General features: G+C 39.2%; 22 protein-coding genes. 14 read left to right on the top strand and 8 right to left on the bottom strand.

Annotation, left to right across the window (positions count from 1 at the left end):
* Positions 1-74 precede the first annotated feature (74 nt).
* The 5 genes from ACOSV2_RS06320 (at position 75) to ACOSV2_RS06300 (ending at position 6,042) form a co-directional block, all read left to right on the top strand.
* Positions 75-980: a GNAT family N-acetyltransferase gene (locus ACOSV2_RS06320; protein ID WP_428974415.1), complete on the top strand. Its 906-nt coding sequence runs from the start codon at positions 75-77 to the stop codon at positions 978-980.
* Between the two features lie 172 nt (positions 981-1,152).
* A complete protein-coding gene (locus ACOSV2_RS06315; RefSeq protein WP_428974414.1) occupies positions 1,153-2,034 on the top strand; it encodes an ATP-binding protein in 882 nt (293 codons plus the stop codon).
* A gap of 10 nt (positions 2,035-2,044) precedes the next feature.
* Positions 2,045-3,964, top strand: coding sequence for a vWA domain-containing protein (locus ACOSV2_RS06310; protein WP_428974413.1), 1,920 nt, complete (start codon positions 2,045-2,047; stop codon positions 3,962-3,964).
* A 168-nt stretch (positions 3,965-4,132) separates the two neighbouring features.
* The gene (locus ACOSV2_RS06305; RefSeq protein WP_428974412.1) at positions 4,133-4,270 is read left to right on the top strand and encodes a hypothetical protein; all 138 of its coding nucleotides are present in this window, start codon (positions 4,133-4,135) and stop codon (positions 4,268-4,270) included.
* A 197-nt stretch (positions 4,271-4,467) separates the two neighbouring features.
* Positions 4,468-6,042 carry a cation:proton antiporter gene (locus ACOSV2_RS06300; RefSeq protein WP_428974411.1) on the top strand — a complete coding sequence of 525 codons (1,575 nt, stop codon included), beginning with the start codon at positions 4,468-4,470 and terminating at the stop codon, positions 6,040-6,042.
* Between the two features lie 28 nt (positions 6,043-6,070).
* On the opposite strand, the gene ACOSV2_RS06295 is transcribed toward ACOSV2_RS06300, so the two are convergent.
* Together ACOSV2_RS06295 and ACOSV2_RS06290 are read right to left on the bottom strand one after the other, a co-directional pair.
* Positions 6,071-7,213 (bottom strand): toxic anion resistance protein, encoded by a 1,143-nt coding sequence (locus ACOSV2_RS06295; RefSeq protein WP_374053987.1) that lies wholly within the window; start codon positions 7,211-7,213, stop codon positions 6,071-6,073.
* A 14-nt stretch (positions 7,214-7,227) separates the two neighbouring features.
* The gene (locus tag ACOSV2_RS06290; protein ID WP_428974410.1) at positions 7,228-7,857 is read right to left on the bottom strand and encodes a 5-bromo-4-chloroindolyl phosphate hydrolysis family protein; all 630 of its coding nucleotides are present in this window, start codon (positions 7,855-7,857) and stop codon (positions 7,228-7,230) included.
* A 254-nt stretch (positions 7,858-8,111) separates the two neighbouring features.
* On the opposite strand from ACOSV2_RS06290, the gene ACOSV2_RS06285 reads away from it, so the two are divergent.
* Positions 8,112-9,290 carry a D-alanyl-D-alanine carboxypeptidase family protein gene (locus tag ACOSV2_RS06285; RefSeq protein ID WP_428974409.1) on the top strand — a complete coding sequence of 393 codons (1,179 nt, stop codon included), beginning with the start codon at positions 8,112-8,114 and terminating at the stop codon, positions 9,288-9,290.
* 41 nt (positions 9,291-9,331) lie between these two features.
* On the opposite strand, the gene yidC is transcribed toward ACOSV2_RS06285, so the two are convergent.
* Positions 9,332-10,072 (bottom strand): membrane protein insertase YidC, encoded by a 741-nt coding sequence (gene yidC, locus ACOSV2_RS06280; protein WP_428975073.1) that lies wholly within the window; start codon positions 10,070-10,072, stop codon positions 9,332-9,334.
* Between the two features lie 504 nt (positions 10,073-10,576).
* On the opposite strand from yidC, the gene ACOSV2_RS06275 reads away from it, so the two are divergent.
* Together ACOSV2_RS06275 and ACOSV2_RS06270 are read left to right on the top strand one after the other, a co-directional pair.
* Entirely contained in the window at positions 10,577-10,954 is a 378-nt protein-coding gene (locus ACOSV2_RS06275) for a fluoride efflux transporter FluC (protein ID WP_428974408.1), read from the top strand.
* The gene (locus ACOSV2_RS06270) at positions 10,944-11,303 is read left to right on the top strand and encodes a fluoride efflux transporter FluC (RefSeq protein ID WP_428974407.1); all 360 of its coding nucleotides are present in this window, start codon (positions 10,944-10,946) and stop codon (positions 11,301-11,303) included. Before ACOSV2_RS06275 ends, ACOSV2_RS06270 begins: the two co-directional genes overlap by 11 nt.
* A 72-nt stretch (positions 11,304-11,375) precedes the next feature.
* On the opposite strand, the gene ACOSV2_RS06265 is transcribed toward ACOSV2_RS06270, so the two are convergent.
* Positions 11,376-11,831: a hypothetical protein gene (locus tag ACOSV2_RS06265; RefSeq protein WP_428974406.1), complete on the bottom strand. Its 456-nt coding sequence runs from the start codon at positions 11,829-11,831 to the stop codon at positions 11,376-11,378.
* 708 nt (positions 11,832-12,539) lie between these two features.
* On the opposite strand from ACOSV2_RS06265, the gene ACOSV2_RS06260 reads away from it, so the two are divergent.
* A complete protein-coding gene (locus tag ACOSV2_RS06260; RefSeq protein ID WP_428974405.1) occupies positions 12,540-12,887 on the top strand; it encodes a DUF1033 family protein in 348 nt (115 codons plus the stop codon).
* Between the two features lie 42 nt (positions 12,888-12,929).
* Here the strand turns inward: ACOSV2_RS06260 and ACOSV2_RS06255 are convergent, their stop codons facing one another.
* Genes ACOSV2_RS06255 through ACOSV2_RS06245 form a run of 3 tightly spaced genes read right to left on the bottom strand, consistent with a single transcriptional unit; the run spans position 12,930 to position 16,705 of the window.
* Positions 12,930-14,069, bottom strand: a complete 1,140-nt coding sequence (locus ACOSV2_RS06255; RefSeq protein WP_428974404.1) for a Ger(x)C family spore germination protein — start codon at positions 14,067-14,069, stop codon at positions 12,930-12,932.
* On the bottom strand, positions 14,066-15,178 hold the full coding sequence (locus tag ACOSV2_RS06250; protein ID WP_428974403.1) for a GerAB/ArcD/ProY family transporter: 1,113 nt from the start codon (positions 15,176-15,178) through the stop codon (positions 14,066-14,068). The genes ACOSV2_RS06255 and ACOSV2_RS06250 overlap by 4 nt, the downstream gene beginning before the upstream one ends.
* Positions 15,179-15,190: 12 nt before the next feature.
* Positions 15,191-16,705 (bottom strand): spore germination protein, encoded by a 1,515-nt coding sequence (locus ACOSV2_RS06245; RefSeq protein WP_428974402.1) that lies wholly within the window; start codon positions 16,703-16,705, stop codon positions 15,191-15,193.
* Positions 16,706-17,622: 917 nt separating this feature from the next.
* Between ACOSV2_RS06245 and ACOSV2_RS06240 the strand changes: the two genes are divergently transcribed.
* The 4 genes from ACOSV2_RS06240 (at position 17,623) to recQ (ending at position 20,756) form a co-directional block, all read left to right on the top strand.
* On the top strand, positions 17,623-17,754 hold the full coding sequence (locus ACOSV2_RS06240; protein WP_113968047.1) for a YuzL family protein: 132 nt from the start codon (positions 17,623-17,625) through the stop codon (positions 17,752-17,754).
* A 238-nt stretch (positions 17,755-17,992) separates the two neighbouring features.
* Positions 17,993-18,208, top strand: coding sequence for a cold-shock protein (locus ACOSV2_RS06235; RefSeq protein WP_113967979.1), 216 nt, complete (start codon positions 17,993-17,995; stop codon positions 18,206-18,208).
* A 155-nt stretch (positions 18,209-18,363) separates the two neighbouring features.
* Positions 18,364-18,495 (top strand): hypothetical protein, encoded by a 132-nt coding sequence (locus ACOSV2_RS06230; RefSeq protein ID WP_428974401.1) that lies wholly within the window; start codon positions 18,364-18,366, stop codon positions 18,493-18,495.
* A 131-nt stretch (positions 18,496-18,626) separates the two neighbouring features.
* Positions 18,627-20,756: a DNA helicase RecQ gene (gene recQ / locus ACOSV2_RS06225; protein ID WP_428974400.1), complete on the top strand. Its 2,130-nt coding sequence runs from the start codon at positions 18,627-18,629 to the stop codon at positions 20,754-20,756.
* Between the two features lie 47 nt (positions 20,757-20,803).
* On the opposite strand, the gene ACOSV2_RS06220 is transcribed toward recQ, so the two are convergent.
* Positions 20,804-22,405, bottom strand: coding sequence for an ABC-F family ATP-binding cassette domain-containing protein (locus ACOSV2_RS06220; protein WP_428974399.1), 1,602 nt, complete (start codon positions 22,403-22,405; stop codon positions 20,804-20,806).
* Between the two features lie 222 nt (positions 22,406-22,627).
* Here ACOSV2_RS06220 and ACOSV2_RS06215 point away from each other — a divergent pair, with 222 nt between their 5' ends.
* Entirely contained in the window at positions 22,628-23,068 is a 441-nt protein-coding gene (locus ACOSV2_RS06215) for a ferritin-like domain-containing protein (RefSeq protein ID WP_428974398.1), read from the top strand.
* The last annotated feature ends 87 nt before the right edge of the window (positions 23,069-23,155 follow it).

Here is a 23,155-nt window from a genome sequence, read left to right as displayed (position 1 = left end):
CTGGTTTCTTCTAATGGAAGAAACCGGCTTTTTTTTGATGGCTACTAAAATATGGTGCAAATGGGGAGAAGAGAATGAAACACTCATTTAGTAAGCGAATCATTTCTATGGAGGACCATGCATCTCTCATTAACCTGTTCAAGAGTTATGAAACGGAAGTATATGGAGAGGTTCAAACGAGTGAGGCTGATATTCAAGAAATGATTGAATCTATTCCTGAAGCTGACCGAAGAGGGCTGTGGCATGATGGGGATTTAGTAGCCATCTCCATTCTTACTGAAAAAGATCACCGTTTACCTTCATTACTCATTGCCCTTCCAAACGTTCATATGGATCTCTATATAGGTGAGTTGGCGGAAGAGCTTTTTATATCAGCCAGGAGAAAGAAAGAAACAAATTCCGACTCAAAAACCATTATCCTATCTGCTAATCTTGAGGAAGAGAAGAAGGCTTTTGAGAAATATGGCTTTACACCAACCCGTTATTGGTTCCAGATGAAAAAAGACCTAAAAAATCTATCTAATGCATCCGTCTCTTCATCTTATTGTATATCTAGTTTCAATCCCGATACCGACGCTGAGAGTCTTCATCAGGTGTTTGAAGAGGTGTTCTCAGACCACTTTGATTATCATCCATCCAGCCTGGATGAATTTAAGAAGCGTTTTCTTCGTCCTTCATTTGACCCTGACCTCTGGTTTGTATTAAGAGAAGGGAATGACCTTGTAGGTTTTGTCTTTTGCACGGTTAACGATGAAACAAAATTAGGGGAAATCTCTCATTTGGGGATTCGCAAAAAGTGGCGTCGGAAAGGGCTCGCCCACTATTTGCTCTTTTATGGTTTTTCAAAATTGAAAGACGAAGGAATGACTACAGCAGCTCTATCAGTCGACAGTGATAGCTATACAGACGCAACCATCGTTTATCAAAAAGCTGGTATGTACGTATCTCGAGGGTTCACTCGATATGATTTAAAAGTATAGAAGCTGAAAAACACCCGATAATGGGTGTTTTTTAACATTTTAGTATATCAATTGGTTGCTAGTCCAGGACTAAAATATATATTCTTTGCAACAAAATTAGGCAGAGCCTTTGCAGTGTAAGCGTTATTACATGTAGAATGTCTAGTATGTGAAATGGAAAGGATGTCTTTAAATGAATGTTGAACGATTATTACCAGAATCGGTTACTTATATAATAAACGAGAGAAAGCGATTATTCTCTTCTTCTGAGCATTCTTCATTAATTGGAGAAGGAGGGTATACCGCTAGTGAAGACTATATTATTGAAGATAGTATCATTTCTCTGTCTTTAGGGAAAAATCTTCTTCTTAAAGGACCCACTGGTTCAGGGAAAACGAAGCTATCTGATACCTTATCATCCATCTTCTCTCAACCGATGCACAGTATAAATTGCTCGGTTGACTTAGATGCAGAAGCATTACTGGGTTATAAAACAATCAGCGAAAGAGACGGGAAAAACACCATTGAATTCATTGAGGGACCTGTTATTCAAGCGATGAAAAATGGGCATCTCCTTTATATTGATGAGATTAATATGGCCAAGCCTGAAACGCTGCCGATCTTAAATGGTGTGTTGGATTACCGCAGAAGTATAACGAATCCATTTACAGGGGAAATAGTTAAAGCCGCCCCTACATTCGGTGTAATAGCGGCCATCAATGAAGGGTATGTAGGCACGGTCCCGTTAAATGAAGCGTTAAAAAATCGTTTTGTTGTAATCGATGTGCCATATATCGAAGGGGAAACGTTAAAGAGTGTGATTAAAAGTCAAAGCAAGCTGTCCGATTCTAAGCTTATTACTCAATTTGTAGACTTGTCTTCGGATTTATTGGTTCAAGTGAAAAATGGCCAAATTTCAGAGGAAGCGGCTTCCATACGTGCCCTATTGGATGCCTGTGATTTAGCCGTGCACTTGCCTGCAAAAAGGGCTATACAACGCGGAATCGTTGATAAACTGGAAGATGAACGAGAAAAAGCGGCTATTAAAAATATAGCTGAAACCTTATTTGAATGAGGGACTTGTAATGCATCGATTTATTCAATTTAATGATGAAACCATAGACTCTTTTTTAGTAATGGAAATGGCTGATTTGACGAAAACACTTTCCAAAAATGCCGATATGAACTTGAAATACGGACCGTTTTCTTATCTGGATTATAAAGAAGGAACGGTTTATGTCAGTCATTTTTGGGATCACCGAAAAAAAGAAGAAGAAGTACATGGATTGAAAAGTGATATTTATTTAAGGACAATCGGTAATCTTCATGAAACCACAAACGATGATGTTATCGATTATATTGAGAAGGTGAAAGCAACTTCTGTTCCCCGGTTTGCCAAGCAGTTATTTGTCATTGGTGAAGAAGCTCGCTTAGAGGAAATTTGTAAATCCAAGCGTCCGGGAACAAAGAAGTCATTTGAAACGAGAAGAAAATTATATCGCCAGCACTTCGAGGCGCAGCTTAAAGTAAATATTACGAAAAGTGTTTTCACAGATGCACTATTTAATTCAATATTCCTTCTTCTCCATGCACAATCTCCTTTAGAAGAACCTGTTCGGATAAGTGAGGATATTGATTTAGCAATGCCCTTTTTACATCGGCAAATCACCCGCTTCTTTGAAACCCGTAACACAAAAGATGTAGTAAGAATTTGCTTGGAAATGGTAGACGTAATCGATGAGATTGTTAGAAAAGATATGTTAAATGAATACTTCCATTTACCTGAAGATGTGTATAACACGGAGGAAATGTTTACTGATACATTTGACGATTTAAAGAGAAAAGATCCCCTTGCTAATCAGGATGTGTTGGAAGAAGAAAGCACAGGGGAGGAAGAAGTGATAGATGAAGAATTCCGTACCTGGCACCGGGAAACGAGTGACAAAGGGGAGTCATTCCTTCAGTTTGACTTAGATCAAGGAAGTCAATCCGATCTAATGGGCGAAGGTGTCCGTGAAGGGGATGATGGAGACCAGGCAATGGCTATGGTACAGGGCTCAGCTAAAGAAACGGAGCAGGAGCAGTACCATAATGTGAGGGCGCAGGAGCAAGAAAGAGAGGAACTTGGTGGAGGGGAAGGTGAGTATGGAAAGGACAATCGCTTTGCTGTACCTCACTTTATTTCGCCAACCATTCCTACTTCAGAAGACAAGCACTTGTATAACCTTAACAAAGGGTTAATCGCTCCTTATCAAAAGAAGCTTCAAAGAATGATCGAGAAAACATTGGAGCATAAGCGAATCCAGCCTAGAAGTGATTTGCACTTCGGTAGGCTGAACAAAAAGTTATTGCGGTTTATTACTGACGATAATCCAAGACTTTTCTATAAAAAACTGAATCCATCTTCTGAAATAGATGCCGTGTTTTCACTATTGGTAGACTGTTCCGGTTCTATGTATGACAAAATGGATCAAACCAAGCTGGGAATTACGTTATTTCATGAATCGTTAAAGTCCGTTCGCGTGCCGCATGAGGTTATCGGCTTCTGGGAAGATACCAACAGGGCCACCAAGGCCAGTCAACCAAATTACATGAATCCTGTACTGGACTTCTATTCTTCCTTAAAACCTAACAGTGGCTCAGAAATCATGCAGCTCCAGCCTGAAGAAGATAATCGGGACGGCTTTGCCATTCGGTTAATGACAGAACGGATCCTCAGACGGAACGAAAAACAAAAATTCCTTCTTGTCTTTTCTGATGGTGAGCCAGCAGCCATGGATTACGAGCAAAACGGGATTGTTGATACTCATGAGGCTGTATTAGACGCAAGAAAACAAGGAATTGAAGTCATTAACGTCTTTTTAGCGAACGGAGAAATAGAAGAGGGGCAAAGAAAAACCATTCAGAACATTTATGGAAATTACAGTATTCTTGTTTCAGATGTAGAAGAACTCCCTGAAGTGTTATTTCCTTTATTACGGAAGCTTTTGTACAAAAGTATCTAGATGAAGAACCAGGACGATTACATGGGAACCATGTAGTCGTCTTTTTTTGGGGGGAGAGGAGGAATTCAAATCAGTCCTTAGGCTGAAATAAAATCAATCACCCATCTCATTCGGATTACCTTTACCTGCAATATACTGAAAGTAATAAAATGAAAGGGGATGGATAAGATGAACAATATTTCTGATATGAATGCAGCGATTCATGAATATCACAGGATGAATCACATCTTGAATCAAAAAGGGTGGAGGCAAGAAAAAACCACTAAGAAACAAGTTTTCTCTCCATGGTTTGGTAAGAATCTGTAAGTGGAAAATCCGTCAAGTTCGAAAAAAGAGGAAAAAAATGTATAATAAAAGAATGACTATTCTCACTAATCGTAGAAGGTCATTCTTTTTTGTATGGTGAAAAATCATATAAATGCGAGTCGTATTCATGATGAAGGGAAGGTTAATAAATAAAATGATGAGAAAAAAATTATAAAGAAAGGGAGGTCACGGAGATTATGCATGAGTTAGATATGCACCATATTTTTGAACTGGGACTTATTTTAGTGATGATCGCAGCAGGCATCACGGCAATTGCCAAGAAATTCAAACAGCCATATCCAATTGCCCTAGTCATTGTAGGTGCCCTTATCGGGTTATTCAATATACCAGTCCTTGGGCCCCTCAAGGATTTTATAACAGAAGGAGAAGTTTTTAATTTTGTCATTATCACATTATTTTTACCAGCGCTTCTGGGTGAAGCAGCTTTGAAGATGCCTTTTACCCATTTGCGTGCCAATAAGGAGCCGATTATTGCCTTGGCTTTTGGGGGAACATTCATTTCGTTCTTAATTATCGGCTTTTCAGCGTATTACCTCTTTGACTTTTCTATTCCGGCAGCATTTGTTTTTGGAGCATTGATGAGTGCAACAGACCCTGTCAGTGTACTATCCATATTTAAGAGTGTAGGAGTAAAGAAGAGGTTGGAGGTTGTCATTGAAGGCGAAAGTTTATTTAATGATGGTTTAGCCGTTGTATTGTTCAATATATCCGCTTATTATTTACTATCCTATATTGATGCAGGCTGGTCTGGAATCGGGAGTGGTATCTGGGAGTTCATCCGGGTAGTATCCTTGGGTGTCATTATTGGAAGTTCCCTCGGTTATGCGTTTTCCGTTTTAACGAAGTACTTCGATGACTATCCGTTGGAAATTATATTTAGTGTGATTTTGTTTTATGGTTCATTCCTCCTTGCAGAGAGCGTCCATGCTTCAGGGGTTATCGCGGTCGTAATTGCAGCTCTTATATTCGGTAATTACGGCGGAAAAATCGGTATGAGCCCTACAACAAAATTGAACATAAATAGTTTTTGGGATGTAGCCGCGTTACTTGCCAATTCCCTTGTTTTCTTAATGGTCGGACTTGAAATAACGAGGATAGATTTTATTGAAAAATGGCCATATATTTTCGCAGCCATTCTCTTAGTACTCCTGGCAAGAAGTATTGCAGTCTATACAAGTTTATCTCTCATCGGGAACTTCCCTCATAAATGGAAGCATATTTTGAATTGGGGAGGCTTGAAAGGATCGTTATCAATCGCCTTGATCCTCAGCCTGCCGAGAGATTTCCCAGGAAGAGAAGACGTCTTGATTCTTGGGTTTAGTGTGGTATTATTCAGCCTTGTCATCCAAGGATTGACAATCAAACCCTTGATCAATTTTTTAGGGATTAAACCAAAAGAAGGGGGACATGTGGAATTTGAAAAATTGCTCAGTCAACTCCACAGATATGAAACAGCCATTGGAGAAATCCATCGCGTAAAACAAAAGCTTTATATTACAGATCCAGTATCCAATGAGCTTGTCGATATGTATACAAAAAGAATCGACATGTTAAAAGCCCAATTGGATGATTTATTCAAAAAAAATCCAGTAATAAAAGCAGATCAGCTTACGACTCTGAGAAAACACGCACTATACGCAGAATATGAGGCTGTCGCAAAACTGGAAAAAGAAGAAATCATCACAAGCTCCATTGCTGAAAAAGAATATGATGATATAACCGATAGCATTGTCCATAATGAGGAAAAATAGTAAAAGAGGAGCCAAATCGGCTCCTCTTTTACTTTCTGATTTCAATGAGTTTTTGTTTTAAGTCGTTTTCCATCGTGACCATTTCCTGTTCTGCCTGCTGACGTTTCTGGCGTCCTTCTGCTTGTATGGCCAATGTTTCTTCAATGGTGGAAATAAGGTTTTCCTGTGTTTTCTTCAACGTTTCAATATCAATGATTCCACGTTCATTTTCTTTCGCAGTTTCAATACTATTTGTTTTGAGCATCTCTGAATTTTTCAGAAGGAGCTCATTGGTGGTGCGAGAAACCTGTTTCTGAGCGGCTACAGCCTTTTGCTGATTCAGAAGAGTCAGTGCTATGGCAATTTGATTCTTCCAAAGAGGAATGGCTGTGAGTACTGATGCCTGTATTTTTTCGGCCAGTGCCTGGTTCGTATTTTGAATTAGGCGTATTTGGGGGGCAGACTGAATGGTCATTTGTCTACTTAGCTTCAAATCATGAATACGTTTATCCAACCGATCCAGAAACTGCATCGTATCATTGACTTCCTGGTAAATTAACTCGTCATCCGTTTCTTCCGCCCTCTTGCGTAATGAAGGAAGAAGTGTATGTTGAATCTCTTCACGTTTAATTTCAGCTGCTGCAATATACATATTCAGGGCTTGAAAATAGTCTTTATTTTTATCATACAGGGTTTCCAATAGTCGATTGTCATCAAGCAGGGTCTTTTTTGAATGTTCGAGTCTGACAGAAATGCGATCGATCTGTGAGCCGATCTTTTGGTATTTGGAAAGGACCTCCTGCAGGGAGGAAGAGACTTTACGGAATAGCTTTTTGAAAACACCTTTTTGCTTGGTGTTAAGCTCATCCGGATTCATTTGCTCGAGCTTTTTCATTAAATCTCCCAATACATCGCCAATTGGACCGATGTCCCGTTTTTGTACATGATCGAGCATGGAGTGGGAGAAAGTGGAAAGCTGGGTTTGAGCGGCAGTTCCATATTTTAAAATCGCTTCATAGTCTTTATAGTCGATCTGAGCAGCTAATTGCTTTGCCTTTTCCTGCTGTTCTTTTGGTAAGCGGTCGAGTAGCAAAGGAGACTTTGTCTGTTCACTTACAGCAGGCATTTCATCTCCAAACGGGTTGGAAAGCAGCAGGTCCAGTTCAGATTGTTCATTTCGTTGCTCCATCATAAAACCTCCGATATCTATTTTAAGTCTTTTTTATGAGATAAATGTTGATTGGCAAAGTTCAGTTCAAACTGGAGTGTATCCATATCATTAGCCAATACGTTTTGCAGGTCTTTTTCCAATGACCCTGTCAGGTCATCAAGTGTAGTACGGGTTTGTTGAAGTGATAAAAATGCTTCCTTGTTTTTCCCGGGTTGTGCAGCAAGGAATGTATATTTTTCTGTAATTTCAACAACAGAATCCAGATGGTAGAAGAAAAATGATTCTGCAGAAAAGAATCTTCTCGGCTCTTTCTTTACGAGTTGATAAATTCTTCTGCTCAATCTGTTCAATTCGAGGATCTGTTTAAAGGCACCAAGTGACCTAACCCTTAATTGTTGTTTTTGAAGGCGTTTTACTTTTTCTTTCGCTTCTTTTAAATTCTTGTTAATATATCGAAATTCCTGTGAGGAAAGTCCATTTTTTTTCAGCCACCATCTCTTCTGGAGTCCTTTTACAAGGAAGAAAAGGAGAATACCCGTACCAAGGCTTGACAAGGATGTAAGAGGGAATCCTAAGTCAAACAGGAGTAAGTAGGCGATAAAACTACTGGTCCCTATACTGAATGAGATGACTGTTCTTACTAAAAATTGAAGAAATGTATTCATTTCATCTACCCCTTAATAAAGATGCTTACGTTAAATACGATTTCATGTGCAAAAAGGTTTCATATTGTTACTCTTATTTTATTGTAAATGAAGGTGAAATGGAAATATAGACACCTATTATTACAAAGTCTGAAATCGATGTCAGGATTTGACACCATTCTTTCAATTTCTTAACATTTCTCAGATTCATGATTAAATAAAAAACATTTTTGATAGAATGGGTAAGTACATTGACAAGACAGGTGTGTGGATATATGAAAAAATGGTTCATTGTTCTGATCTTATTCTGTTTTACTGCCTCTATCGTATCAGCTCAAGAAAATAATGTAAAAAAACCTAAAAATATCATTAGTGATTCGGCTATCATTATAGATTCTAAAACAAAGAGTATATTGTATTCGAAAAATTCGACTAAACGGATGAATCCAGCAAGTATTACAAAAATTGCTACAGCTATTTATGCAATCGAGCATGCCAACCTGAATGACGAGGTGGTAATAAGTGAGAAAGCAAGTAATACAGAAGGCTCCACCGTTTACTTGGAAGCAGGAGAAAGGGTTTCTTTGGAGCAGTTACTACAAGGGCTGATGGTCAACTCCGGTAATGATGCAGCGGTTGCCATTGCTGAACACACCGAGGGCTCCGTTCAGCAATTTGTTGGAAAATTAAACGTTTTTTTAAAAAACGAAATTGGCGTAGAGGATACGAATTTTGAAAACCCTCATGGACTGTTCGGTAAAAATCATTATACAACGGCTTATGATATGGCAGTGATTACTAGCTATGCTTTAAAGAACAAACAATTTCAAGAGCTTTTTAGTTTGAAGTCAATTGATTGGTCGACTGAGGGATGGAATACTACTCTTTATAATCATCATAAGATGGTGAAAGGGGAACTTCCTTATCCGGAAGTGACCGGAGGGAAGAATGGGTTCATTGATGAATCCAAACATACGCTTGTGACTTCCGCTGAAAATAAAAATCTTTCTCTGGTCGTTGTTACGATGAAGGCTCAGTCGAAGAGAGCTATCTACTCAGATACCAGGAAACTACTTGATTATGGATTAAGTGGTTTCACCAGAAGCTCTATTCCAAAGGATTCGGTCTTTCACTATGAGGATACTTCTTTTGAGCTTAATCAGGATTTCCAATTTACTCAGCCTGCGAATGGGAAGTTTACTGAGAGCCTGGATCGAAATGGAGTATTAACACTATATAACGAAGATCAGGAAGAAATGGCTTCAAAAAAGCTCATTCCCGTGTTGAAATCTCCCGTAACACATAAAAACTCAGTTGCTTCGAGTGAAAGCTCAGGATTATTTTTCGGAGATGAATTACGTCAACAAATCCTTTTTTACCCGTTTTTTATTTACATGATCCTGCTTTTCATTATGGGAATTTCCATTTTCAGAATAGGATCTGTCAAAAAATAATCTTTTAAATGTAAAAAAGGGAGCTTGCGGGCTCCCTTTTTTCATTGACTTTCTTGTTTTTCTAATGATGGTTGATGATGATAAAGAGTCTTACCAATCAGCGTTTGTAAGATGAGAAAGGCCCCTCCCACTGTCCAATATAGGGGTAAGGCAGCTGGCGCATTAAATGAAAAAATAAAGATCATAATGGGCGAAAGATAGCTCATTATTCTCATTTGGGCCTGCTGTTCTGCAGGAATATTCATCAAAGATACCCGAGCTTGGGCTAAATAGACCAATCCAGCAATTATGGCCATTATATAGTCCGGCTGTCCCAAATTAAACCATAGAAAGGAGTGGCTTGCGATTTCAGATGATGACCGAATCGCATAGTATAACCCGATTAATATGGGTGTTTGAATTAACAAAGGTAAACATCCCATATTAAGAGGATTCACTCCATGTTTTTGGTAAAGCATCATCATTTCTTGCTGCAATTTCTTCTGTTCATCTTTATCTTTCGCTTCTTTTATCTTTTTTTGCATTTCCGTCATCTCCGGCTTTATTAAAGCCATTTTCCCTTTCATATCCTGTTGATTCTTATACGTTTTAAGCATAAAAGGAAAAAGGACGAGACGTATGAAAATTGTAATGAGAATGATCGCAAGACCAAAGTTTCCATCCAGGAAGGTACCTATTTCATGGATAAGAAACGAAAAGGGGTTAACAAGATAGTCGTGAAAGAATGCTCCTTCAGTTGTTGCACTTTGACACCCTGACAGAGTGAATAATGCCAGTAGCATGATGAATGAAATTTTTCTCAATGATAATTCCTCCTCTGTATAAATGCTTGTTGGTTAAAAACAAACAGAAGAGGATTCTTCGTCATTATCGGTATGATAAAATTGAATTTTCATGCATGTAATGAACTTGATCCCGATAGGAATTATATCATTAGCCTCAACACACTTGGCAATGATATTTGGTCCTTCAACCCTCTTATCATAGGGGCGTACGCATAGATGAAATGTGCCAGGGATGTGATTCCAAATCATAGCGACGATAAATAGTAATACTATAGTTAAATGTAATGGACTAAAGTAAAAGTCTAATAAGTCTTGTATAATGATAAATGTCACTGGAGAAAACTCCTTCTATTTACTGATAAAATGAATGGTTAAAGCATAAACTCTATTCCAGTTAAAGTATACAGCTAAATGGAATAAGAAACTATGGTAATTGTACATACGAATAAGTGAACAAAAGGATTCAAAAAAATAATTTATTAAATAGGGATGTTATACAGGATGAAATATCTATTAGTCGGGATAGGTGGAGCGTTAGGAAGTTTGTGCAGGTGGGGAATTAGTTACCTCTGGACGATTCAAAATGGATTACCGTTTGCAACACTAACGGCGAATCTACTGGGAAGCTTTCTATTAGCTTATTTCTATAGTCGATGGTCTTCTAAATATGAAAAATCGTATTTACTTATTGCAACAGGGTTCTTGGGTTCTTTTACAACGTTTTCGACACTTAGTATCGAGTTGATCACCTTTATATTGCAGAAGCAGTGGGGCATGTTTTTCGTGTATATGACCATAACTTCTATTGGTGGTGTCCTTTTAGCATGGCTGGGTTTTGTATCAGGAAGAAAAGGGAAGGTGAACAGTCATGGGCGTTAACATATGGTTGATAGCATTAGGGGGAAGCCTAGGGGCAATCGGACGGTATTTGGTTGCGAACGTTGTTAAGCGGTTCAGTAGTTCGAATTTTCCGAAATCGACCCTATTGGTTAATGCATGGGGTTCTTTATTTTTGGGGCTACTGGTTGGAAGTGGTGCCGAAGAGAATGCTATGTTTTTTTTCGGAATCGGAGTGTGTGGAGCATTTACTACTTTCTCAACCTTTAACTGGGAGGTATTGAGGCTTCTCCAGGGGAAAGTGAAAAGGGGGCTATTTTATTTCTTCGGAAGTTATTTCGTTGGAATTGTATTTGGAGTGGCTGGATATGCAATGGGTATGGCATTTTAAGATGATGACATACCCATTTTGAAAGATTCCCAAGTGGCGAAATTCCACCTTTAGAGAGCCCACATTCATACATTAATCAACTACAATATACGCAATCATTGGACCATTACGATCAATGGTTTCATGTGTTTCACAAATCAGTCTATACGTTCCCTCTTTTGAGAACGACACATTTACTACGGTTTCTTCTCCTTTTTTCACCGTACCTTTAATATCCGTTCCCTCAATATAAAATGGATGTTCCATGCCGTTGACTCCGTATATCCGTAATTCTACAGGCAGCTCTTTTTCTACTACAATCGTTCCAGGGTCCCATCGATAGGCCTCAATCTTTTTTCCTGAGGCTGTTTCAGACTTGAATTCCCCAGTGACCAGCTGGATGACTTGTTTGTCACCCGTCTTATCTGATAATGAGACGGTAGGATAGGAGTTTTTAGAGGATAATGCCCATATCGTCCCGACAGTAATGATCATAATGGTCACTAATATGGCGATGATGGAGCCTTTCTTCAATACAATAAAATTCAAATGTTTTTCCTCCCTCTTATAATTAGCTTTAATCCAAATAGGTCTATTCTAATGGCTCTTTTCGCAAAGTTTGTGGTTATCTTCAGTAAGAAAGTAGTAGTTGATTTCCGCTGCAGGATGCTCGCTTTCCGCGGGGCTGGCGGTGAGCCTCCTCGGCTGCGCCTCCGGGGTCTCACCTGTCCATCTATTCCCGCAGGAGTCGAGCCTCCTGCAGCGAGAATCAACTTTCCGAGCATGTATCCTTAAACGAAATAAATAAAAACAAGAATTTTAGCAAACAACCTCAATTAAGGTGAGTAGAGATTGATTTTTTTTAAGGAAGAAGACTTCTGTTTTCCAGTTACATTGTTTTTCTAGCACACCTTTAAGCTCTGTCACGAAAATTCTTTTAAAGATGGTGAGGGGAACTGCGCAGACTCCTGCGGAAGTACGGGCGTGCCGAGACCCCGGAAGCGAAGCTGAGGAGGCTTGGCCGAACGTCCGCGGAAAGCGGAGCAGTTCCCCTCACCATCCAGCACATACTAATTGACAGAGCCTTGGCAGAGCTTATGTTAAAAAACAAAAATGTTTACGAAAAGAGCCTTTCTAATATTCCTATGCTTGTACAGGGGGGAACTTGTCAATAATTTAGAGTAGTATAAGTTAAATATTTTTCTTTCGTTCGTATTTTATGTACAATTTGAACATGGGAAAAAGGAGGGTGAAGCATTGAATAATACATGGAGAGTCATGACAACAAAAAGTGATGCAGAGCCTTGGTGGTTTTTTGAAGGCTGGAAAAAAGATATTGTTCAAGAGTGGACATTTGATAACAGGGATGAAGCAATCGAAAGGTTTCTTGAAGAAATGAGACGACTGAGTAAAAGCTATCGTAAGTCAAAAAGTAAGAGGTTGCACTCAATTGCTTTTTGGGACCCGGGTGAAGAGTTTTTTTGCGAAGCGTGTGACGATGATCTACAGGTCTATTACGGATTGATCATTTTTGAAAATGACCGACCGATGGAAATAAAGGATGAGTCCGTCATCAATGAAATCACAGATCGAATTCAACAATAATAAAAATGGGTCCATCTTTATTGGATGGACCCTTAGGTTTAATCAATCAATCACTCCTGTGCGAATGATTTTATTTTCTACTTTCACATGAAAAGAAGCATCCTTGTACAGTTTATCCCACTTTTCCCTCGATAAATCTTCGTGTCCCCTTATACTTTTATATTCCATTCCAAATCCAATCGGGTCCGTGCCTTGCTCTTGAAGCATCAAGATAATTTCTTTAATGTTTTTTTCGATATAGTCCCCAATCTCATCTTCAAGCAATCTTAACGCTTTTGGATCTGACAACTTCATTTCTTCAGACATTTCAAGTAAACGTGATTCGATCTTCAATTTCACTTCAAAGGATGGTGTTGCTTTTTTCTCCGCTTTTATCTTATGAGATGATTTTATACTATCAATCATAATATAAACCTTATCTTTTTCGTGGCCAAGATGAGCACTTGTTAAGTAAGGTTTGAACTTTTCTACCGGTAGTTCCACTTCGACGCTGCCGGCATTATAATCTTCCATAAGAGATCGAATAAAAAAAATCTTGTCTTTTTTAATGTCTTTAATGAATTTATCCCTTGTAAACAATGCGAACCCATCCACTCCAACCTTCCCGTCTGTTGCCTTTAGCAATGGCAGGATGGGGTCTTTGCCAACACTGCCGTAGTCGGTGATGAATTCTTGTAGTGTTGGAGAAACCAGCAACTCCGATTCAACGTTTTGCCTGACCAAATTATATAAGTACGTTCCCATATTCGAAGGTCTTTCCGTCATTTGATAATTCAGGATTTGTTCGGCAGTCGTATCAGCTATTGTCAAGTACACCATATTCCCAATGGAAGAATCCCGTTCCAACGTATCAACCAAGTGGGAAATCCCTTTTTCTGCAAGCTCTCTTCCGTAAACTGTTATCCTCAGCTGACCGGAAACAAGCTTATGATCGGTTTCTAAATTCTGTGAGAGACGGATTCCTTTACTGGTCTTTGACTTACTTATGAGGACCTTTTCAACATCCTGCATGGCCGGGTTAAACTGATAGAGTACTATTGTCCCGGTTATTTTTTCATCCTCAGCCTGATCATATCCAACTGCAGTGATCAATCCAAGCTTTTCTAAATATTTTTGCTCCACGCAGCTGCTTAAGAAACATGTACAAAGACAAAGCAGGAGGAGCATGATGTTTCTAATCATACATCTACACCCTTTTTCTTCTTAGAAATGTATTTCAATTTAACCAGGATGAACAGGAAGCATGGATAAACAAACGAAAGAATAAAGCTAGTAGTACCAACTTTGTCTGTAATGGTATTCATCGTGATACGATCCTGCACGCATAGGGATAATATCCAAAGCAGGATAGCGAAGAGGTAGATGGCTTTTTTTTGCGAAACATTAAATACCCTTTTCATTCCTCTTGAAGCTGTCCAAAAATAGAGACAAATGTTTGGAAGGATGACGAGCATCCAGAAAGAGACGGCAATGAATTCGAATCGCTCCAAGTTTGGGATCCTCAATATCTTGAACATGGACAGGACTGGCCAGATGGTCTTTATAAGGGCATCTTCTGAGAAAAAGCCGATACTTACAACGGTCACAACCGTAAAGAGAAAGGTGGAATATCCTGCACCGATAAGTCCATATCTTAGTACTTTTTTCTTTTCCTTGATGTAAGGGTACACAAATAACACCAATTCAAAGCCAATGAGGGTAAAGCTTGATTTATATATACCCATCAGTATCTGTTTGGGGGAGGATGTTAATACAGGTTGAAGATGATTGAAGTCCATATATTTAATGGGGGTGTAGATCATGAATACTAACCAGAAGGCAAGGATGAGTCCTAAAAAAGCAATTCCGACGACTACCCGAATTCCCCCCAACACACTATAAACCATTAAAAAAATCAATAACCCCATCAAGAGCCATGTGGGCATTTTGGGGAATATCCAGGCTTGGACCATCTCAATATAGTTCATTAAGATCACGTAGGTGACACTGAGATAATATCCAATGTAGAGAATGTTAAATCCTTTGCTGATCCATTTTCCATAAATATCTAAGTGAATGCCATACAAGTCGGTACTATCGTAAGTTTCAAGCATTTTTATCATGAGATATAGAACAATCGAAACGAGAATTCCAGCTAATACGACAGAAATCCATGCGTCCCTGTTCGCCTCCATGTAAATAACTCTTGGCAGCCCTGCAATCCCGACTCCCGTTTGGGCAGTGTGTAAGATAAACATGATCAAAAAGGCATTAAACATTAACCGTTCCTTTGGATTCACATTAATATTCATTCAATTCATCCTTTACTCATCAACGTCTTTCTTCTCTTTTGCTTTCTTCTCAGGGATTCGTCCCTGATCTATAGGGTGATTGGAGATGGGACGTTGGACTAGATACTGATAGGGTAAGCGGAATAGACTGTATTTGAAGTCTGCAAACCTAAATGGGTAAATTGGTGATAAGTAAGGTCTGCCTAATGTTGTCACTTTCAGTAAATGAATGAGAATGAAACAGAGGCAAAACATGATTCCCACACCACCGTATAACCCGGCCATGATGATGATTGGGAAACGGATGATTCTCACAGCTGTTCCGATTGCATAGCTTGGAGCAGTGAAGGAGCCCAAGGCGGATATCGCGATGATAATAATTAAAATGTTACTGGTGAACCCAGCTTGCACTGACGCTTGACCGATGACGATACCACCTACAATCCCCATTGTTTGCCCAACCTTTGTTGGTAATCTTGCTCCAGCCTCTCTTAGGAGCTCAATGATGAATTCCAATAATAGAGCTTCAAAAAAAGGCGGAAATGGAACGTTAGATCGTGACTGACCTAATGAAACCAGAAGAGCAGATGGAATCACCTCATAATGGTAAGTTAATACCGCCACATAAGCAGGTGTCAATAGGATGGAGAAGAAGATTGCCACAAAGCGAACCAATCTTAAGAACGTTCCCATATTCCATCTCATATAAATGTCTTCCGTCGATTCAAAGAAATTCATAAAAGTAGATGGTCCGATGACCGCTGTAGGACTGCGATCGACAAGTAAACAGATCTTTCCATGAAGGAGTGAGATGGTACAGCGGTCCGGTAGCTCAGTTGTAATCAACTGCGGGAAGAACGTATAGGAATTATCTTCAATCATCTGTGCCAGGACAGTAGAATCAACAATGCTATCAACCTCTAATTCAGTTATCCTCTGTCTGAACGTATTTACGTTCTCTTCTTCAGCAATGTCTTTTATGTAAACCATTTGAACTTTTTTCTTCGCTCTTGAGCCAATCATGAATGTTTCAACGCATAGTTTAGGATCGTTAATATTAGAACGAATCAGATTTAAATTCTTCGTGATGGATTCTGTGAAAGAAATTTTAGGACCAAACACAAGGGATTCTGTTTCAGCTTTCTCCAACCCTCTTGTACCTTTATCAGCAACATCCGCTAATATCCCATGGGTATCACCCTGCTTGAAAATATAAGCAGTTCCATTGACGATGTTATTTACAACGTCATTAATTTGATTCGTCTGTGTAAGTTTCGCAATATTAATCGTATCCTGGATCATTTGATAATTCAGGTCACCTTTGGATTCCTCAAGAGCCCTGATGATACTATCCTGCATCGCTGTAGTATTGATTAAATCATCAAAATATACTACTGCAAGCTTCTGTTCGCCTATTGTAATGATTCTGAATACCAAATCTTCACTATTGCTTACCAATGAAAGGATTTCTTTATGAAATGTTTCTATATCAAAGCTATGGGGGGACCCATTTTCAATATCTTTCTTCACTTCTCTACGTCTAAACACAGAATTCAACACCCTAAACCTCAATTTATAGATTAGACTTCCCATGAATCCTGTTCTTAATCACAAGGTGGCATTTTTTCATCTAGGATCTTTTAGTAAACTTAGTGGCGATTATACAGAAGAAAGTAATAGTTGTTTCCGCTATAGCGAGGCGGGTGGTGAGCCTACTTGTAATTCTGCTCCTTCTGGGTGTCACCCATAGGTTTTGCGCAACTTTCAAAAACGTAAATTTGTTTTGGATAAGTGATTTGTGAACAAAATGTTGACCGTTCCTTTCCGCTCCAGGCACTTCCTTTCCTCTATTACCCGCAGGAGTCAAGTGCCTTCCGCTCCAATCCACTCTGTGATACTACATTATTACTGGCTATAGGTATAGATAGACAAACACAAAAAAAGCTCCTATTTAGATAGTTTGTTCCCAAAAACATACTATCTAAATAGGAGTGCAAAAACACTACAAGATGGGATTTTCCCCTATAGAAATCGTAGACAAATATATGTTGGTGGATCATTGAATTATTTTCCTGGATCAAAAATCCCTTTGTTTTGTTTAATGTAAGAAGCACCAAACCGTAAAAAATCTTTTGAAAGGCTGTTTCATTTAGATAGTTGTTTTTGTCACTATGAAGCTCTGTCACAATTTTCTTATAGATGGTGAGGGGAACTGCGGAGACTCCTGCGGAAGTACGGTCGTGCCGAGACCCCGTTCGGCTAAGCTGAGGAGGCTCGGCCGAACGTCCGCGGAAAGCGGAGCAGTTCCCCCCACCATCCAGCACACACCAATAGACAGAGCCCTAGCAGATCTTATGTTAAAAACGATAACCATTGCGAAAAGTGCCCTTTATCAAAGAGAAAGGTGGTTGAAATATACATATTCTGTAAAGGTTTTGGGCAAGGTAGGAGTGGAGGTGAAGCAGATGAGCAAGAAGAAAAAAGATGCATCAAAAGCTGTGCTGGGTTCTTCTCAAGTGGAAGGACAAGGGACGACCAACCAGGAATTATCAGGTGGAGTAAAGGCCCCTTCTTCCAGAAACAGAAAGAAAAAATGATGAAGGACCTTTTTTCTTCCTTCATTACATAATGGTGCGTTTGTTACCTTTCCTGAGGAGTTCATATATTAAATTGGAGTCAAGTATGGTATAATGGAAACAATCGCAGAAATTTTACGATTACACTGGCTACACATAAATGACCACATACTATCTGCAGCATAAATTACCACAATCATTATTTTCCTGTTAGAAAGCATAGCAAGGAAATCCTACTTACCTTAAAGGAGGACGTTCAATGGCTTTTGGTCGTAGAAATCAAGTTGAGGAAGAGATTAAAACAGAGGATACAAAGATTTGGGCTTGTTCCGCCGAAGATTGTAAAGGCTGGATGAGAGATAACTTCAAAAGTGAAGATACTCCTAAGTGTCCGCTTTGTAAAGAAGATATGGTGACATCTACAAAGGTATTACAAGTTGTAGACAATCCACATCCTACAATTAAATCATCCTAGTGAATCGTAGAGAACCAATCTATACTGATTGGTTCTTTTTTCTAGTCAAGGCAAAATGAGCATCATATAATGAGGTGTTTTTGAAAAAATTATTAAACTCTTTTTTTATATTTGAATAGGATGTAATGTATTTATGTATTAAAGGAGGTAGCACCATGTCTAACAAGAAAGAGAAAGAAGTTAAAAGTTCTTCAACTGAGAGTAAAGATACTGTATGGGATAGCTTTTGGAAGCTGACGAAGCCTGTTGAAGTAAATAAAGAAGAAAAAACAGTCAAGTGGTTTTAATCTAATGATAAGGCTGTACATTGCGTTTAAGAATGTACGGCCTTTTGTTTAAAAAATGGGAAACCCTATTGGCACGTTCCCCGTTCTGGAATACAATAAAGGAATAGTAAGATCTATTGGGAGGGGAAAATGTGATTCTAGAAGCAAAAAAAGTATTAAAGCAGTACTTTGGATACGACGAATTCAGAGATGGACAAGCGAGTATTATTCAATACATAATTGATGGGAAAAACACAGTAGGGATCATGCCGACAGGAGGAGGGAAATCGCTCTGTTACCAAATTCCTGCTCTAATGCTTGATGGAGTTACACTTGTTATTTCTCCACTCATATCTTTAATGAAAGATCAGGTGGATTCGTTACTTCATCAAGGGATTCCAGCAACCTACATTAATAGTACACTATCGAATAGTGAAGTAGAGACCAGGATGGAAGAGATTTCTTCAGGTGAATACAAACTCGTTTATATTGCTCCTGAAAGATTAGAATCATTTGGATTCATTCGATTCCTCAATTCTTTACCCATTCCCCTGGTAGCTGTTGACGAAGCCCATTGTTTATCCCAATGGGGTCATGACTTCAGACCAAGCTATTTAGGGATTTATAAAGCTGTTAATCAACTACAATCAAATCCCACCATTCTCGCTCTGACCGCGACTGCAACTCCACAGGTACAAGCTGATATCCTTCATCATTTACACATTCCAGATCAATATAAAGTAATAACTGGTTTTCAACGGACGAATTTGTTCTTCCAGGTTGTAAAAGGTGAAGATCGTAAGCGTTGGGTTGAAAGGTATGTACAAAAGAATCATCAGGATTCCGGCATCATTTACTGTGCAACACGGAAGGAAGTTGAAAACCTTTATATTTATCTTGATAAAAAGGGATTTTCCGTCGGGAAATATCATGGCGGGCTGTCTGACACAGTAAGGCAGGAACAGCAGGAAGCCTTCCTGAATGATTCCATTACCATCATGATTGCGACCAATGCATTTGGGATGGGGATAAATAAATCAAATGTACGCTTTGTGATTCATTACCAAATTCCGAAGAATATGGAGGGATACTATCAAGAGGCTGGTAGGGCAGGTCGTGATGGAGTGGACAGCGAATGTGTCTTATTATTTTCACCACAGGATATCCAGACACAACGGTATATCATTGACCAGAATATCGTAAATCAGGAATTACATGATAATGAGATGCAGAAATTACGCGAAATGGTTGATTTTGTCCATACAGAAGCATGTCTGCAGAACTACATTTTAGCGTATTTTGGAGAACAAGTAGAGGAAGCATGCGGTCATTGCAGCAATTGCTTGGATGATAGGGAATCCGAGGATGTAACGAAAGAAGCTCAAATGGTATTATCCTGTATGATGCGAATGAATGAAAGATTTGGAACCTCACTCATCAGCGGTGTACTAACGGGGTCAAAGAACAAAAAGATCCTGGAATGGGGGTTCGATCGGCTTTCCACATACGGATTAATGAAGGAACAATCACAGAAGGATGTCGGACTGTTCATCGATTATTTGATTTCAGAGGGGGTCATACAAGTCGAGGGGGGGAGCTTTCCTATCCTGAAAGTTTCATCAAAAGGCAAAGAGGTGTTAATGGGGGAAAGAAGCATAACGAGAAAGGTTCAGCCTACTGTTTCGGCCATCATCCCTAAAGAAGATGGCTTGTTCCAGACCTTGCGAACACTCCGTAAATCAATTGCAGATTCTGAAGGAGTCCCCCCATTCGTTATTTTCTCCGACAAATCCTTACAGGATATGTGTGTGAAGATGCCGAAAACACCTGATGAATTCCTCCAAGTGAGCGGGGTGGGGGAAAACAAGATGATTCGGTATGGAGAAGTTTTCATCAATGAAATCTCTTCCTTTTTAGTTGAAAATCCAGAGCGTGAAGTCGAAGTGTTCAAACCTGCACCACCACGCAAGACAGGTAAATCTGACACGGCTTCCTATTTAATCAGCTATGAGTTGTTCAAAGATCACTTGGATATAAAAAAAATTGCGAAAGAAAGAGGAATGAGTACAGCAACGATTGAAAATCACATTATCCGAGCCTATCAGGAACGCATCACGAATGACTGGACCATCCTCTTTACAGAAGAAGAAGAAACACTTATTGAAGACGCAGTCCAGAAAGTAGGGACGGACCTCTTAAAGCCCATTAAAGAGGAATTACCGAATAAAATAAGCTATTTTCAGATTAAAGGATACTTGGTTAAACACGGTCAATATGAATGAAAAAAAAAAGCAGGTGCCATCAGGCTACCTGCTTTTTCTGGTTCACATTAAGCTTTCATGGAAGCTTTCATCTCAAGAAATTCATCATAAGTCGTTTCTTTATCGATGACACCATCTTCGGTGATTTCAATAATGCGATTCGCAATGGTTTGAATGAACTGATGGTCATGGGAGGCGAAGATCATCGCACCTTTAAAGTTAATCAATCCATTATTCAATGCAGTGATAGACTCCAAATCTAAATGGTTTGTTGGTTCATCTAATAAAAGAACATTTGATCCACTTAACATCATCTTGGATAACATACAGCGAACTTTTTCTCCCCCTGAAAGAACACTCGGCTTCTTCAATACTTCTTCCCCTGAGAAAAGCATGCGACCCAAGAATCCGCGAAGGAAAGTTTCACTCTCATCTTCCGGTGAGTATTGACGTAACCAGTCTACAAGGGAAGGTTCATTTCCTTCAAAGTACTTGGAGTTTTCATTCGGGAAGTAAGCTTGAGTTGTCGTCACTCCCCACTTGAATGTGCCGCTGTCCGGCTCCATCTCACCTGCAAGGATTTTGAAAAGAGTCGTTTTAGCAATTTCGTTGGCTCCGACAAGTGCGATTTTGTCTTCTTTATTCAGGATAAAGTTCACGTTGTTTAAGACCTTTACTCCATCAATCGTTTTTGTAAGACCTTCTACACGTAGAACATCGTTTCCGATTTCACGCTCAGGCTTGAATTGTACATAAGGATAACGACGTGAGCTTGGCTTGATATCATCCAATGAGATTTTTTCTAACGATTTTTTACGAGAAGTGGCTTGTTTCGACTTAGATGCATTTGCACTAAATCGGGCAACGAATGCCTGAAGCTCTTTGATTTTTTCTTCTTTCTTCTTATTCTGATCTTGAGCCATTTTAAGTGCTAATTGACTGGACTCATACCAGAAATCATAGTTCCCGACATAAACTTGGAGCTTTCCAAAGTCAAGGTCAGCAATATGTGTACATACTTTGTTTAAGAAGTGACGGTCATGTGATACTACGATGACTGTGTTCTCAAAGTTAATTAAAAAGTCTTCTAACCACTGAATCGCTTGAATGTCCAAGTGATTGGTAGGCTCATCCAGTAAAAGAACATCTGGCTTGCCGAATAGTGCTTGTGCCAATAATACTTTTACTTTTTCTCCACCTGTTAGTTCGGACATTTGTTTCGTGTGAAGATCTTCGTTGATTCCTAAGCCTTTTAACAGGATCGCAGCTTCTGATTCAGCTTCCCACCCGTTAAGCTCGGCGAATTCACCTTCTAATTCTGCAGCTCTCATGCCGTCTTCATCAGAGAAATCTTCTTTCATGTAGATGGCATCTTTTTCTTGCATGACTTCATATAAACGGGTATGCCCCATAATGACAACTTTCAGCACTTCATATTCTTCATATTCGAAGTGGTCCTGCTTTAATACAGCAAGTCGCTCTCCTGAACCCATTGATACGTGGCCGGTCTGAGCTTCGATTTCTCCTGAAAGAATCTTTAAAAATGTTGATTTACCAGCACCGTTTGCTCCGATAAGTCCGTAGCAATTCCCTGGATTAAACTTTATATTCACGTCTTCGAATAGCTTCCTATCACCAAAACGTAAGCTTACATCTGATACTTGAATCATGTGTGATATACCTCCTAATACTCAATCTAAAAGATTATAACACGCGAGTATGCTAAAAAGATAGAGTGTTAGCCGGAACAGTGAGAAATTCTTCAGCTTATAATGAAGATGACTCCTGAATAGTACGGCATCGATACGAGCTAATGAAATGATGCAGAGCATCACTATGGATGGGCTTCAGGCATAGTCTGTAAAAGGCTATGCTTTAGGAGGAGATGTTTGATGTACGATCAATATCCACATTACTTTGAAAATCAGGATGACCGTCAAATCGATCGACAACTGAGAAGAGATATACAAAAAGCCATTAATGATGAATTTTTAGCTATATCTTACTATACACAACTGGCAGAGCTTGCCCCGAATGATACAGCCAAGCTAGCAATCTTGGGAATAAGGCAGGACGAGATCCGTCACTTTAATGGATTTACACAATCGTACTTGCAACTAACAGGTAGATACCCACCCATTAATTTAGTCAATCCAAGAGACCTGCCTTCAAATTACCGGCAAGGGATAAGAGAAAGTATTAAAGATGAAAGTGAAACGGTATCCTTTTATTTGTCTATTTCCAACAGACTTACCGAGCCAAGAGCCAAACGGAGATTTATGAGGGCTGCATATGATGAACAGCGTCATGCAGAAATACTAAGGAACCTATAAATGATGAGAACTGAAAGCAGCCAAAAAATGGGCGGCTGCTTTCGGTTTTTTCTTTTGATTTTTTCTGATGAATCCACTACACTATAA

It is taken from the genome of Rossellomorea sp. DUT-2, from assembly GCF_052665285.1.
This window is presented reverse-complemented; position numbering and strand designations above follow the sequence as displayed.

Excerpts from the sequence above, each read along its gene's own strand:
- ACOSV2_RS06320 (WP_428974415.1), top strand. The coding sequence starts at position 75 with ATGAAACACTCATTTAGTAAGCGAATCATTTCTATGGAGGACCATGCA.
- ACOSV2_RS06315 (WP_428974414.1), top strand. The coding sequence starts at position 1,153 with ATGAATGTTGAACGATTATTACCAGAATCGGTTACTTATATAATAAAC.
- ACOSV2_RS06310 (WP_428974413.1), top strand. The coding sequence starts at position 2,045 with ATGCATCGATTTATTCAATTTAATGATGAAACCATAGACTCTTTTTTA.
- ACOSV2_RS06305 (WP_428974412.1), top strand. The coding sequence starts at position 4,133 with ATGAACAATATTTCTGATATGAATGCAGCGATTCATGAATATCACAGG.
- ACOSV2_RS06300 (WP_428974411.1), top strand. The coding sequence starts at position 4,468 with ATGCATGAGTTAGATATGCACCATATTTTTGAACTGGGACTTATTTTA.
- ACOSV2_RS06295 (WP_374053987.1), bottom strand. The coding sequence starts at position 7,213 with ATGATGGAGCAACGAAATGAACAATCTGAACTGGACCTGCTGCTTTCC.
- ACOSV2_RS06290 (WP_428974410.1), bottom strand. The coding sequence starts at position 7,857 with ATGAATACATTTCTTCAATTTTTAGTAAGAACAGTCATCTCATTCAGT.
- ACOSV2_RS06285 (WP_428974409.1), top strand. The coding sequence starts at position 8,112 with ATGAAAAAATGGTTCATTGTTCTGATCTTATTCTGTTTTACTGCCTCT.
- yidC (WP_428975073.1), bottom strand. The coding sequence starts at position 10,072 with ATGCTACTGGCATTATTCACTCTGTCAGGGTGTCAAAGTGCAACAACT.
- ACOSV2_RS06275 (WP_428974408.1), top strand. The coding sequence starts at position 10,577 with ATGAAATATCTATTAGTCGGGATAGGTGGAGCGTTAGGAAGTTTGTGC.
- ACOSV2_RS06270 (WP_428974407.1), top strand. The coding sequence starts at position 10,944 with ATGGGCGTTAACATATGGTTGATAGCATTAGGGGGAAGCCTAGGGGCA.
- ACOSV2_RS06255 (WP_428974404.1), bottom strand. The coding sequence starts at position 14,069 with ATGATTAGAAACATCATGCTCCTCCTGCTTTGTCTTTGTACATGTTTC.
- ACOSV2_RS06250 (WP_428974403.1), bottom strand. The coding sequence starts at position 15,178 with ATGAATATTAATGTGAATCCAAAGGAACGGTTAATGTTTAATGCCTTT.
- ACOSV2_RS06240 (WP_113968047.1), top strand. The coding sequence starts at position 17,623 with ATGAGCAAGAAGAAAAAAGATGCATCAAAAGCTGTGCTGGGTTCTTCT.
- ACOSV2_RS06235 (WP_113967979.1), top strand. The coding sequence starts at position 17,993 with ATGGCTTTTGGTCGTAGAAATCAAGTTGAGGAAGAGATTAAAACAGAG.
- ACOSV2_RS06230 (WP_428974401.1), top strand. The coding sequence starts at position 18,364 with ATGTCTAACAAGAAAGAGAAAGAAGTTAAAAGTTCTTCAACTGAGAGT.
- ACOSV2_RS06220 (WP_428974399.1), bottom strand. The coding sequence starts at position 22,405 with ATGATTCAAGTATCAGATGTAAGCTTACGTTTTGGTGATAGGAAGCTA.
- ACOSV2_RS06215 (WP_428974398.1), top strand. The coding sequence starts at position 22,628 with ATGTACGATCAATATCCACATTACTTTGAAAATCAGGATGACCGTCAA.